The organism is Streptomyces niveus (assembly GCF_001723055.1).
Classification (GTDB): domain Bacteria; phylum Actinomycetota; class Actinomycetes; order Streptomycetales; family Streptomycetaceae; genus Streptomyces; species Streptomyces niveus.
Genome location: NZ_MDCR01000316.1, coordinates 1 through 12,305 on the forward strand (window position 1 = coordinate 1; position 12,305 = coordinate 12,305).

General features: G+C 68.4%; 16 protein-coding genes and 1 pseudogene. 4 read left to right on the forward strand and 13 right to left on the reverse strand.

Annotated elements, in window-relative coordinates; genetic code table 11:
• Positions 1-746: aminoglycoside phosphotransferase family protein (locus BHU15_RS30065; protein WP_069630041.1), on the reverse strand; the 746-nt coding region annotated here is incomplete at its 3' end.
• A gap of 73 nt (positions 747-819) precedes the next feature.
• Between BHU15_RS30065 and BHU15_RS30070 the strand changes: the two genes are divergently transcribed.
• On the forward strand, positions 820-1,137 hold the full coding sequence (locus BHU15_RS30070) for a hypothetical protein (RefSeq protein WP_069630042.1): 318 nt from the start codon (positions 820-822) through the stop codon (positions 1,135-1,137).
• Positions 1,138-1,199: 62 nt separating this feature from the next.
• Here BHU15_RS30070 and BHU15_RS30075 read toward each other — a convergent pair whose 3' ends face one another.
• Both BHU15_RS30075 and BHU15_RS30080 read right to left on the reverse strand, forming a co-directional pair.
• Positions 1,200-1,778: a Uma2 family endonuclease gene (locus BHU15_RS30075; protein WP_069630043.1), complete on the reverse strand. Its 579-nt coding sequence runs from the start codon at positions 1,776-1,778 to the stop codon at positions 1,200-1,202.
• A 50-nt stretch (positions 1,779-1,828) separates the two neighbouring features.
• Positions 1,829-2,878, reverse strand: a complete 1,050-nt coding sequence (locus BHU15_RS30080; protein WP_069630044.1) for a hypothetical protein — start codon at positions 2,876-2,878, stop codon at positions 1,829-1,831.
• A 251-nt stretch (positions 2,879-3,129) separates the two neighbouring features.
• Here BHU15_RS30080 and BHU15_RS30085 point away from each other — a divergent pair, with 251 nt between their 5' ends.
• Positions 3,130-3,375 (forward strand): hypothetical protein, encoded by a 246-nt coding sequence (locus tag BHU15_RS30085; protein ID WP_141726910.1) that lies wholly within the window; start codon positions 3,130-3,132, stop codon positions 3,373-3,375.
• Between the two features lie 67 nt (positions 3,376-3,442).
• On the opposite strand, the gene BHU15_RS30090 is transcribed toward BHU15_RS30085, so the two are convergent.
• Positions 3,443-3,682: a DUF397 domain-containing protein gene (locus BHU15_RS30090; RefSeq protein WP_069630046.1), complete on the reverse strand. Its 240-nt coding sequence runs from the start codon at positions 3,680-3,682 to the stop codon at positions 3,443-3,445.
• Positions 3,679-4,530, reverse strand: a pseudogene (locus BHU15_RS30095) (DUF5753 domain-containing protein). The gene BHU15_RS30090 and the pseudogene BHU15_RS30095 overlap by 4 nt, the downstream one beginning before the upstream one ends.
• A 35-nt stretch (positions 4,531-4,565) precedes the next feature.
• Between BHU15_RS30095 and BHU15_RS30100 the strand changes: the two are divergent.
• A complete protein-coding gene (locus tag BHU15_RS30100; protein ID WP_069630054.1) occupies positions 4,566-4,982 on the forward strand; it encodes an ATP-binding protein in 417 nt (138 codons plus the stop codon).
• Here the strand turns inward: BHU15_RS30100 and BHU15_RS30105 are convergent.
• The 8 genes from BHU15_RS30105 to BHU15_RS30140 form a co-directional block, all read right to left on the reverse strand.
• Entirely contained in the window at positions 4,948-5,403 is a 456-nt protein-coding gene (locus tag BHU15_RS30105) for an SRPBCC family protein (protein WP_069630047.1), read from the reverse strand. The two genes, BHU15_RS30100 and BHU15_RS30105, sit on opposite strands and share 35 nt — an antisense overlap.
• Before the next feature lie 142 nt (positions 5,404-5,545).
• A complete protein-coding gene (locus tag BHU15_RS30110) occupies positions 5,546-6,070 on the reverse strand; it encodes a hypothetical protein (protein WP_079128465.1) in 525 nt (174 codons plus the stop codon).
• Between the two features lie 62 nt (positions 6,071-6,132).
• On the reverse strand, positions 6,133-7,941 hold the full coding sequence (locus BHU15_RS30115; protein WP_069630048.1) for an alpha/beta hydrolase: 1,809 nt from the start codon (positions 7,939-7,941) through the stop codon (positions 6,133-6,135).
• Positions 7,938-8,294: a hypothetical protein gene (locus tag BHU15_RS30120; protein ID WP_107422959.1), complete on the reverse strand. Its 357-nt coding sequence runs from the start codon at positions 8,292-8,294 to the stop codon at positions 7,938-7,940. Before BHU15_RS30120 ends, BHU15_RS30115 begins: the two co-directional genes overlap by 4 nt.
• A gap of 278 nt (positions 8,295-8,572) precedes the next feature.
• The gene (locus tag BHU15_RS30125; RefSeq protein WP_069630050.1) at positions 8,573-9,157 is read right to left on the reverse strand and encodes a hypothetical protein; all 585 of its coding nucleotides are present in this window, start codon (positions 9,155-9,157) and stop codon (positions 8,573-8,575) included.
• Between the two features lie 295 nt (positions 9,158-9,452).
• Complete coding sequence (locus BHU15_RS30130) at positions 9,453-10,118, reverse strand: DUF5063 domain-containing protein (protein ID WP_069630051.1); 666 nt, start codon at positions 10,116-10,118, stop codon at positions 9,453-9,455.
• A complete protein-coding gene (gene recR / locus BHU15_RS30135; protein ID WP_023539771.1) occupies positions 10,111-10,710 on the reverse strand; it encodes a recombination mediator RecR in 600 nt (199 codons plus the stop codon). The genes BHU15_RS30130 and recR overlap by 8 nt, the downstream gene beginning before the upstream one ends.
• A 71-nt stretch (positions 10,711-10,781) precedes the next feature.
• A complete protein-coding gene (locus tag BHU15_RS30140; RefSeq protein WP_079128466.1) occupies positions 10,782-11,117 on the reverse strand; it encodes a YbaB/EbfC family nucleoid-associated protein in 336 nt (111 codons plus the stop codon).
• A gap of 272 nt (positions 11,118-11,389) precedes the next feature.
• Here BHU15_RS30140 and BHU15_RS30145 point away from each other — a divergent pair, with 272 nt between their 5' ends.
• Positions 11,390-12,184, forward strand: coding sequence for an SLATT domain-containing protein (locus BHU15_RS30145; protein ID WP_069630053.1), 795 nt, complete (start codon positions 11,390-11,392; stop codon positions 12,182-12,184).
• Positions 12,185-12,305: the final 121 nt, after the last annotated feature.

The window sequence follows — 12,305 nt, forward strand, 5'->3', positions numbered from 1 at the left end:
CCGCGCGCCCACGTGGCGTCGTCCACACCGAGAGCCGCGCGGAAGACGGGCCGGGTCTCGGCCGAGAGGGTGGTCCAGGCGACCATCAGGTCACAGGCGGGGTCACCGACGCCGAGCCCGCCGAAGTCGATGACGGCGCTGAGGTGCCCGTCGACGGTGAGCAGATTGCCGGTGTGGAAGTCCCCGTGGAACCAGACGGGCGCGCCGTCCCACGCCGGGGCCGCCAGCGCGGCGTCCCACACGCGCGTCATGGCGTCGGCGAGGACGCCGCCGGTGCTGGCCCTGATGGCGGTACGGGTCGCCTCGTCGCGCCCGACGAGCGACCACCGGCTGAGCCCGTGCCCGGCGTCCGGCACCGGGATTCTCTGAAGTCCCTTGAGGAAATCCGCCAGTTGTACGGCGGCCCCCGCCGGATCGGCGAACCCGTCCGCCGTCGCGACGTCCCCCTCCAGCCACCGCGCGACGGACCAGTGGTACGGATACCCGAGCCCGGGCACCCCGAGCCCGAGCGGCACGGGCGTGTCCAACGGCAACTCGCCCGCGAGCCGGGGCAGCCACACATGCTCCTTCCGCGCCTGCCCGGCGGCCCAGGTGCCTCTCGGCAGCCGTACGGCCATGTCGCCACCGAGCCGGAAGATCACGTGATCGGCCCCCCCGTCGGCCAGCCGCACCAGCCCCAGCCCGCTCCACTGCGGAAACTGGGCGTCCAACAGTCGCCGTACGAGGCCCACTTCGATCCCGGCCACGTCTGCCCCCTCTGTCAGTCACCTGAGTAGCCGCGCTCATGCGCCGGACGCCCCCGCCCGCTTTGATCAACCCATGAACGACCCGATCCCGGCCCCGGCCACCCGCCGACTCCGCAAGTGGGCCACCGTATCCGCCTTGCTGCTGGTACCCGCGACGATTCTGGCGGGCCTCCTCGCCGTCACAGGCGAACACGCCGGCAGATGCCTCACCTACGGCGGCTGCGACACCAACCCCCACTGGCTTTACCAGGGCAGCCTCCTGACCGCCGCCATCGCCTGGGTGACGGTCCTCTGCGTCCCGCACAAGACGGTCGGCGGGAGCGCGTACGTGCTCCAACTGGCCGCGCAGGGAACGTTCCTGATGGCGGTCGTCACAACCTACGGCAACTAGCGACGCGCGGCTGGGAACAATGCCATCCCACCCACCCGCGCTCGGCCCAGGTCCGGCGACCGTCAGTCCGCGTAATCCTTGAGCTTCTCGGTCTCCAGCGTGATGCCGACCGGTTCGGGAAGCTCGACGACTTCGCCGAAGTCGTACGTCATCCTGCTGCGGTACTCACCGTTCTTCGGCTCGGCGTGCACGGTGAGGGAACGGGCGTCACGGTCGACGAGGAGATAGATGGGAATAGTGGCCCCCGCATAGCCGTCCGGTTTCTCGACGCGGTCGCGGCGGTTTGTGTCCGCATCACGGGAGGTGACCTCGACGGTCATCAGGACACCGGCCGGCTCGGCCCACTCTCCCTGTCCGACGAAGTTCTCGTCAGGGGCCAGAGCACCGTCGGGGCGGGCGCGCCCCTTTCGGTACGCCTCAACCTTCAGCCCCTGCTCCGGGTAAAGCGACAGTTCGGGCCGCTGCCGCATGCACTGCTTGAGCAGCCACATGACAATCGCGCCGTGGTTACCGTCCGGCACCGGCTTGACCTGGACCTTTCCGTTGATGAATTCCAGCCGCACCATTTCTGGCGCACGTCGGGCAAGCTCCTCGAACTCGTCGACGGACATCTGCGGCCGGGCGGGGGTCCTGGGGGTCATGGCGTCGCCTCCTCCCCTCCATGGTGCCCCGACCGGCATCTCGTGGACGCTCATTCGGCCGCCCGCAGCAGTTCCGCGCCGTCGCTTGAGAAGGCCTGCACGAGTTCGCCGTGGGCCGGGCGCGGGATCGGGCGGGTTTTGAAGCCGGCCGCCGCGCGCAGGGCGTCGGCGCGGCGGGCGACCTCCTGTTTGGCCGGGACGGCGCGGAAGGTGTCCGGGACCGCGTCGATGACCAGGCCCGTCTCCTCGGCAGCGTCGTACGCCGCCATCTCCTCGTTGCAGTCGAGGCACATGCCGTGGACCAGCGTCACGACGTTCTCGGGCTCCTCGCAGCCCATGCAGACCATGACGGCTCGGGTGATGTATTCGGGTGCCTCGTACGGCTCGGGCGGCATCTTGGTCTCCAGTCGTTTGCGGGCGATCGCGCCAGGGCTGTGCAGCGGATGCGGCAGCCCGCCGGTCAGCGAACGGATCAGGTGGTCCTCCGTCACGCCGCGCGCCAGCCACTGCGCGGCGAGCGGTTCGAGCGCGGCACACTCGGTGGCGGACAGGGTCATACGAGGTTCGGTACGCCCCAGGCGGGCGAGGGCCCGGTACGCGGCAGAAGGCTCCTGAAGCGCGGCGGGGGCGCGCTCGGGCTCCTGTACGGGCTCCCCCGCCGGCGCCTCCCCGCGCTGCCGTCGCTCCAGCTCCGTGAGGTCGATCCCGCGCAGGCTGTCCACGTACGCCTTCCACCACTCGTCGTCCCTCGACGTCCGTGAGAAGTAGGTCCGCGTCACCCAGCGGAAGCTGTTGTCCGCCGTGCACAGATGTTCCTTCACCAGCCGCAGATGCCCCTCGTGCGACAGGAACTTGAGTGCCTTGGCGCATGCCTGCTGGCCGTAGTCGGCGACGTTCGCCGCGAGGGGCTTGTAGCCGATCGCCGCGCCTTCGGGCAGGCGGTCGATGTACGCGGCGATCGCCGCTTCTCTCGGGCGCAGATGTGCGAAGTCGGCTGCGGTACGGGGATGTTGGCCGGGCGCGGAGCGCTTGCCGTAGCCGGGCTTGGCCGACGGGTGTGCGGGCGCGCGCAGAGCAGCACTAAACTCTGTGGAATCCACGATCGAGTCTCTTTCGATCCGTTGGTCAGGCCCCGGAGTTGGTGTTGCTGCACCTGCCGGGGCCGCTTAATGCCATGAACGCTAAACCGTCAATACGCAACGGCGCAAGCTGACCACTGATAGTTATATCGCCTCGTCAGCGGGGGACTTGGGAGGGGGGTTGGTTCCCTCCCTCTTCCACCCACTCATTCAAAAAGGGCCCGAAGCCCGGGGTTCAAGCTCCGGGACGACCTGCGGCAATGATCGACACCATGAACGCCGACCCGACCACCGCCCAGGCCACCCGCCGGCTCCGTAAGTGGGCCACGATCTCTGCCTTGTTGATGGTGCCCGCGACGATTCTGGCGGGGCTCCTCGCCGTCACCGGCGAGGGCGGCAGGTGCCTCACCTATGGCGGATGCGGCAGCAACCCCGACTGGCTGTACCAGGGAAGCCTCGTCGTCGCCGGCATCGCCTGGGTGACCGCCCTCTGCGTCCCGCGCAAGGCCATGGCGTGAGGGCGCACGTAATCCAACTGGCCGCTCAGGCAACGTTCCTGATGGCGGTCGCCACGACCTACGGGTACTAGCGGCGCGCGTACGAGACGAAGGCGCTCCAGGCAGGTGCGGGAAGGGCCAGCTCGGGGCTGTCGGTGAGCTTGGAGTCCCGGACGTGGACGGTACTGGGGCAGGCGGCGACTTCGACGCAACTGGCGTCCTCACGGTCGCTGTACGTGGACTTCCGCCAGGCCAGGGCGACTTCGACGCAGGCTCCGCCTTCGCCGTTGCTGTAACTGGACTTGAACCACGCCAGACGCTCGGTCATAGCTCTTCCGCCATCCGCTCGATGAAACGGGCCGACTCAGCGGGGCTGAGAGCCACGGCCCGGATCATGCTAAGCCCCTCCGAGTACGAACTGACCACTTCCGGTTCGGAGGTCAGCTGGCTCACAGACTGTCCCTCCGAGAATGCCAGGCGCTCATGGTCTCGGGTCTCAAGTAGCACCAGAGGGCCGTTCAGAGCTACCGAGATCGCTTGGTCGTAAGTCAGAACTTGGATGGTGACGTTGCTCTGTTTCCCCATGTCGAGGAGGTGACGTCGCTGCTCTTAGTCCACCTGTGGCATACGGAGCGCGGCTTCAAAGATCACAAAGCTGAGCGACACCGGGGGCTTGCGAGCAAAGATTGACCGACGTTCCAACCGGCCCGCGACGCGCTCCTCCACCGTCGCTTCATCAAGCGGCGGCGTGAACTTGCCGATCAGGCTCCGCGCATAGGCCTCTGTCTGCAACAGACCGGGAATCAAGGTCACTTCGTACCACCAGAGGCTGATCGCCTCCGCCTCACGGTCCATGAAGTCCTGGTACTTCGCCGGGAACTTCTCCCGCCGCAAGTAATCCTTCGCCGCGCTCAGCTTCCCGCTCGCCTGGAACAGATCGTCCGCCTGGTCCAGCAGGCGCGGCGTCGGCATTCGTACGCCCTGCTCCATGGCCTTGATCGTCGCTGCCGCGTAGTTCGTCGCGGCGGCGAGTTCCTCGCGGCTCATGCCCGACTGTGTACGCCAGCGCAGGAGTTGGTTGCCGCAGTAGCGCCACGTACCGGGTGGCTGGGGATTCTGGACCGACACAGGCCGCACCTCCGACTGATACACGGCACCGTGTATCCCATTCGTCACTTCCGAGCGTAACCAACTTTCAGCAACCTGTGATCATGCTCACCACATCCAGGCGATTCACGCGCTCGGACGCGTCCGTACCCGCCGCCCGCGCCTTCACGCGGGAAGTCATCGACGCGGCCGACGCCGCCATCGACCGGTCCGCCCTCGACGACGTACTGCTCTGCGTCTCGGAGCTGGCGACCAACGCCGTACGCCACAGGGTGCCCGCCGGCGGGGCGTTACTGGTCAAGGTCGGTGCGGACGAGCACCGCGTACGCGTGGAGTGCCACGACGCCAACCGCCGGCGCCCCCGGCTCCGTCACCCGGCCGACGACGACCAGACCGGGCGCGGGCTGCTGCTGGTTGAGGCGATCGCGTCGCGATGGGGTACGGACGAGCGGCCGTTCGGGAAGTACGTGTGGTTCGAGCTGGACCTCAAGCCGGCCGGGACGCCTCCACCGCCTTCTTGATGCGCTCGCCGAAGCCGGGGGCGTCCTTGCGGGCCGCGCCGAGGGCGATTCCCTCCAGCAGTTTGCCGATGCCATGGCCTTCCAGGACGTTGAACAGCCGCACCCGCGTCCTCCCGTCCGAGATCGCCTCCAGGTCGTAACCGCCCTCGCGGGACGTCACCATGTTCTTCGAGGTCTCGGCCCAGCGGACTCTGGAGGGCGCCTCCAGCTCGGTGATCCGTAGCTCGCGCCGAGTCTTCATCCCCGCGTCCTTCACCGTGCTCCGGAACACTGTGCCGACGGCGGTGGGCCCAGCCGGCTCCTTGGTGATGTTCTGTACGCGGGGGCTGAACTCCGGATCGTTCGTGCCCTCCGCCAGATACGCGAAGACTTCCTCGATCGGCCGGTCGATCTCGGTCACTGCTTCGAACTGTCCACTCACAACTGTTCACTCCTCGAAGGTCGGACGGTCAGAGTGAGAAAAGCTGGCATTCCACTTTGCCCCTGCGACCGGTCCTCCGCCACCCGGGTTGCTGAACGCGGGTGAAGTGTCGCCGACCGGCCGAGTTCGGGTCGCCGCGATATCACGCCGAAGTGCCCGCCCAGGGGGACGGCGACGCGACAGGGGTCTCGGCGGACCAGAAGTCCGAGCGCACGTTGGGGCGAGGCAGCGCAACACCCTCGTAGGCGGGGCCGTTGGGTGCGGCGGTGGGGTCGGCGACGTCGGATTCGTCCACGCAGGGGCTGTCGACGTCGAAGAACACCTGGCCCTTGTAGCCGACGATCAGGCTGATCCCGAACCCGTCCGACGTTCTGGCAAAGATGGCGGGACGCTCTTTACTCTCGTTCACGGAAAAGATCTCGTAACCGCTCTTGTTCCAGAACCGCTCAACCATGCCGAGGAAATTCCCGCGCCGCTCCTCGGAGATGATGGTCATTACTGTCCGGCGGCGGGTGAGATCACAATTACCAGAGGATGTCTGACCATGGGCCCACTGGACCTCCGGCTTCATCGCCCCGAACGTCGCATCAAGCATGCCGTCCGCATGTTCCGCCGCGTCCTGCATATTCATCGTCGCAGCCACTCCCTTCTTCTCCTCTCCCAACATTCCACATCCAGCGAGCAGCCCGCCCACCAGAAGGAGAGCCGGAATCCACACCGCCGCTCGTTTCACCGCCACTCCTCCGTCTTGATTTCTTCGGGTACTCCGGCGACGATCAGAGCGATATTATTGGCCGACACCCTGTCCTTGTCCGGCGTGAAGTATTCAGAGTGAGCGTCGACCCCGCCCATATCCAGAATGGGGTGTGGTCCGTCGCCTACCAGGAACCGATTCGCGCCGAATGCCTTACTGGCCGGGTCTTTGCCGAAATAGAGGTCGTCGTCACCTTGGTCGGCGATGTCGCCAAGAAGGTAGGCACCCAACGGTCCGGCACCTGCACCGATGAAGCCCACTCCGGTCTGTTGCTTCGAGGGGAGCTGTGTCACCAGGTCGTTATCGGCCGCTCCGACATAGACATGCTCCTTGCCAACACCGAGATCCTCCGCCTTGTCGACCCCGACACCTGGGCTGCCGAGCAGAATGATGTCGTCAGCGCCCGGAATGCCACCGTTCTGCTGAGCCGCTGTTCCGACGGTCAGCGAACCGTAGGAGTGGCCGATCGCCGTCAGATGCGGGTCCTTGTTCTCATTGGTGACTCCCAGCCCGTTCATGAATTCGTTGTAGGCGGGGGCTCCTCGCTCGGCATCGCCCGTACTTATGACGTCCACGTTCTGCGGGGCGTCGTAGCCGAGCCAGACGATGGAGGCGCTGGACGGGTCGTGCCCTTGCGCGCCAATCGCGGTATCCAACGCCCGCTGCACAGTCCCCCCGGCGAATTCTCCGTCCAACTTGGTACCCAGCCCCGGCACATACGCCGAGACATTTTTCGACGTGTCCGGGTTTCCGTACGACACGATGGCGCGGCCGTTGCCCTCGTCGCCGATGCCCAGCAGATACATCGGCGGGATTGTCGGCTTGCCCAGCTTTTCCTCAATCGCCCGGAGCCCGCCCAGCTTGGTCTCGGCATCGTCGCCGCCCTGCCTCTCCAACGAGTCGATCAGCACGGGAAGGTAGTTCCGGTTCGCCTCGTCGCGCGCCAGGGCCGGGATTCCGTCGAGGTTCCCGACCAGGTCCGGGGCCACATCCAGGTACCCCCGACGCTGCTCCTCGGTCAGCCCGTCCCACCACTCCTTGCGCTCGGCCGGGGACTTCTCGAAGGGGACGTTGTCCGCGAGATAGTCCTTGGCGGCTGTGCGTACGGCCGACGCGTCACCGGCCATGTCTTTCAACATGGCCTTGGTGACATCAAGTCCCGCCGCCGCTTTGAGTTTGCGCAGTGCGCTCGCGTACCGACGGTCGATCTCGGCGGCCGAGCGCACCGCCCGCGCGATACGGTCCGCGATGGCCTGGGCCATCGCGGCGTTCGGATTGGGGTTGTAGTCGAATCCGGGCTCCCCGTTCAGCCCGGGGTTCGACTCCAGGGGAAACCGGGAGCTGCCCTGTGCCGTGCCGCCGGGCACCTTCTTCTCGCCCGTCTCGCCGAACTGCGGGTTGCCGCAGACGACGGCGGACGGGTAGCTGATCGAGGCATCCTCGTGGACGGTGAACTTCAGTCCAGCCGCCTCTTCCAGGGCCTGTGTCAACTCACGCTGTGGGTCGGCCAGTTCTGCGGCGAGACCATTCAGTGTCGTGCGCACCAGGCCCGACTCGGTGTGAATGTACTCGTAGTTGCGGCTCAGCCGCTCCAGCCTCGCGAGGGCCGCCTTCGCGGACTCGCTGTCCTGTGTGTCACGCAGCTTCGCCGTCATCGCCTTGTCGGTCCTGACGCGGTCCGCGTCGGCCCTCCCGGAGACCTCGTGCCAGCCGTCGCCGGCGTCCTCGAACTCCGGCCTTTTCAGATCACGCAGTTGCTGCCACGTCAGTGCCGTGCCCGTCACCGGCGCTCACCCGAGTCCACGGACCGTACGGACTTCTCGACCTTGCCGTCGGTCTCGCCCATCTCCTTGGCGACCTTCCCCAACGCCCCGTCCAGGTAGCCGCATTCACCCCGCACGGAGACCAGCCGCTTCTCCCACGATTCAAGGACCTCGGTCAGCGCCTGCACCGCCGAGAACCCCACCGCGCCGGCCGCGACGCCCTCGTGCGCGGGACGCAGACGGCCGCGGCTCTTCTCGGTGCTGGTGCGCAGCGAGTCGGCGGTGCCGGACGCACTGGTCCAGGGGCCAGCACTGTGTTTCAGACCGCCGGTGCCACCGCCCGCACCGCCAGTGTCCACGGAGGCCAGCGCCATAGCGGTTCCCGGATCCCCCGTTGGCGTCGGCAGCTCCGAGAGCGTGAACACGTCCTGCCACCCCTGCGAATACGGCACTGCTTTCCCCCGAGTTGGTCACTCCACGCACATCCGTTGTGCCTCCTCGGTGACGCTAGCGGAACACCCCGTACCGGACGCAAGCGAAAAGTGGATCAACGAGCGAATACATGTCACAGCCCGTAGCAGCAGCGGTACGCGGCGCGCAAGAGCATCGGCTCTCAGATCGCCCCCGCGACGAACTCACCCCCGCACCGCCGTCACGATGACTGTTCGCCGGCCGTGTTGGTGGCTGCCAGGCCGCTCAGGAACTCGGCGTACGCGGGGGTTTCCCGGGCCGTGTCGGTGGTCAGCCAGATGATGGCGGCGCTGGACGGGGGCTGGGCTCGTGCGGTCAGGGTGCGGCGCAGGGTTTCTCCCGCGAAATCGGCGTTCAGTCTGGTTCCCGGGTCCGGCACGTGCGTCGTGACCGTCTTCGACGTGTCCGGGTTGCCGTACGAGACGATGGCGCGGCCGGTGGCCTCGTCGCCGATGCCCAGCAGGTACATCCGCGGGGTGGCCAGGGTCCGCTCGATCGCGCGCAGGCCCTCCAGCTTGGTCCGGGCTTCGGGGCCGCTCTGCTGTGCCAGCGAGTCGATCAGCACCGGCAGATACGCGCGGTTCGCCGCGTCGCGCACCAGTGCGGGGATTCCGTCGAGGTTGCCGATCAGGTCCGGCGCGACGGCCAGGTACTCCCGGCGCTGGTCCTCGCTCAGGCCGTCCCACCATTCCTTGCGCCGCGCCGGGCACTTGTCGTCCGGGATGTCCGGGGAGGGCGCCAACGGGATCGTGCGGATCGGGCCCAACTCGGTCTGGATGTAATGGACGTCGCGACTCGGTCGCGTCCGCCGTATCTGCGCATACAACACTGGTCCCCCGTTTTCGGTCACCCCGTGCACAACTGTCGTGCCCTCTGAGTGACGCTAGCGGGGCACCCCGTGCCGGAGGCAAGCGAAAAGTGGATCAGCGGCGAAGAATTTCCGCAGCCCGTAGCAGCCGTGTACGGCGTACGCAAGAGCTCGCGCTCTCAGATCGGCCGCACGGCCGGGTCAGATACGTACGCGGCGCAACTCCCGCGCGGAGCGGACCAGTTCGGCGCGGTCAGGCCGGGTCCGCGACCGGGCGCATACCCAGCGCGCCCAGCTCCTCCGCCATCACCTTGCCCGCCTCCTCCGCCAGCGCGTCCTCGCCCAGGTCCTGGTCCGTGTCCAGGCCGTCGAGTGCCGGGAGGGGCTGGTCGAGGCGGACGTGGGCCACCAGGGACTGGAGGGCGCGGAGGGCGGCCGAGGCCGTGGAGCCCCAGTTGGAGAAGTACGAGAACTGCCACCACCACAGCGCCTCGGTGGTCCGGCCCGCGCGGTAGTGGGCCATGCCGTGGCGCAGGTCGGCGACGATGTCGGCCAGGTCGTCGGAGATACGGCACGGGACCGGCGCCTTGCGGGGCTCGTACGGGTCGAAGACCTCCGAGTACACGTCGATCGGCTCAAGCATCGCCGCGAAGCGCTCGCGCAGGTCGTCGACGTCCGGCTCCGGGCCCAGGTCGGGCTCGTACCGCTCGTCGGGAAGGATGTCCTCGTGCGCGCCCAGCCGGCCGCCGGCCAGGAGCAGTTGGGAGACCTCAAGGAGCAGGAAGGGCACGGCGCTGTCGGGCTCGTCGCCCTTCGCGACCTCCGAGACCGCGACGATGAAGCTCTCGACCTGGTCGGCGATCTGGACCGCGAAGTCGTCCGGGTCCTGTGTGGTGGAGTGCAGCGTGGCGTCAGACATCGAGAAGTCGTCTCCCCTCGAAGGCACGCCCCAGCGTGACCTCGTCGGCGTATTCCAGGTCGCCCCCCACGGGGAGACCGCTGGCAAGGCGCGTGACCCGCAGGCCCATCGGTTTGATCATGCGGGCGAGGTAGGTGGCGGTGGCCTCGCCCTCCAGGTTGGGATCGGTCGCCAGGATCAGTTCGGTGACCGTACCGTCGGCGAGACGGGCCAGCAGCTCACGGATCCGCAGGTCGTCGGGGCCCACGCCCTCGATGGGGCTGATCGCACCGCCGAGCACGTGGTACTTGCCGCGGAACTCGCGGGTCCGCTCGATGGCGACGACGTCCTTGGGTTCCTCGACGACACAGATGACCGTCAGATCGCGGCGCGCGTCACGGCAGATGCCGCAGCGCTCCTCCTGCGCCACGTTCCCGCACACCGCGCAGAAGCGGACCTTGTCCTTCACTTCGAGCAGGGAGTGCGCGAGGCGGCGGACGTCGGTCGGTTCGGCCTGGAGGATGTGGAAGGCGATCCGCTGCGCGCTCTTGGGACCGACGCCGGGCAGTCTGCCCAGTTCGTCGATGAGGTCCTGGACCACGCCTTCGTACAACGGATTGCCTTTCCTGGAACTCGGTCGGTCGGTACTCGTGGTGCTCGTACGGTAGTTGTTGCGGCGCCCGGCTAGAAGGGGAGGCCCGGCATTCCGCCGAGGCCCTGGGCCAGCGGGCCGAGCTTCTCCTGCTGGAGCTGCTGCGCGTTCTCGTTCGCCGCCTGGACGGCCGCGATCACGAGATCGGCGAGCGTCTCCGTGTCGTCGGGGTCGACCGCCTTGGGGTCGATGACGAGGCCGCGCAGCTCCCCGGAGCCGTTCACGGTGGCCTTCACGAGACCGCCGCCGGACTGGCCGTCGACCTCGGTGGCGGCCAGCTCCTCCTGGGCCGCCGCGAGGTCCTGCTGCATCTTCTGGGCCTGCTGGAGGATCTCCTGCATGTTGGGCTGGCCACCACCGGGAATCACGGTCACTCCTGGCAAATCGACGTCGGATGTTCGGCAGGTCGAGCCTACGTGGTCACCCAGCAGGCCGTCCTACCCCACAGGAACGAACTCTTTCGAGTGAGAGTGCCCGGCTCCTCTACCTGATCACGGCCCCCACGCGGGGGAAGCGCCCGGATTTCGGGCGCGGGGCCCACCATTCGGCGGTAGGAAGTGCGGTACGCGTTCCTATCCGCGATTCCGTTCCACGGTTCCATCTTCCACTCAGCCACGCCGTTACGCAGAGGAGTACCCGGGTGAGCCAGCCGGACATGCAGCCCGGGGGGCCGGCCCGGGACGAGGGGGCACGGGGTGCGCCGGGCGGTGTGAACGGGAGCGGGAGCGCGGGCGGGCCGAGACCGGGGGCCGTGCCGTGGGGGGCCGTCTCCGGGGTCTTCCCCGCCGGGGACTGGAGCGAGCCCGCGCAGCGGCTCGACGAGCTGTACCGGTGGGCGGAGACCGGCGCGCTGCGTACGGTCGCCCGCTACCACGCGCAGCGCGCCCGCAAGCGCCGCTGCGCGCGTGCCCTGCGGGCCGCGACGGCGCTGGGCGTGGTCGCGGGCGCGACGCTGCCGCTGCTCGACCTGACGGGCACGCTGGGCGAGGCGGCGACCGGCTGGGGATATCTGGCGCTGCTGCTGGCGGCGGCGTCGCTGGGCTGCGACCGGTATTTCGGGGTGACGTCGGGCTGGATGCGGAACGTGGCGACGTCACAGGCGGTGGAGCGGCGGTTGCAGGCGCTCCAGTACGACTGGGCGTCGGAGTGCGTACGGGAGGTGCTCGGCCCGACGGACGGCACGGCGAGCGAGGCGGCCGAGCGGTGCCTGGGGGTGCTGCGGCGGTTCTCGGAGGACCTCACGGAGCTGGTACGGGCCGAGACGGCGGACTGGATGGTGGAGCACCGGGCCGGGCCCGCGCCGCTGGTGGCGCAGTCGTCGGCGATGGGGGGTTCGGGGCGGGCGGAGGCCGGCGGTCCGCACCCGGGGCGCTTCCCGCTCCCCCCGGGCACCCGCCCGAACATGCCGCGCCAGCGACCGCCGGACGTCCGGTAGGCCCTCTCCCTGACCCCTGGCCCGGTGGCCGGTCTGTGGCGGGTCCGCCTGGTGGGCGGTCCGTTCTCAATCGCCGGACGGGGTCGTCAGTCCCGTCCGGCGATCCCGCGCGCCGTTCAGC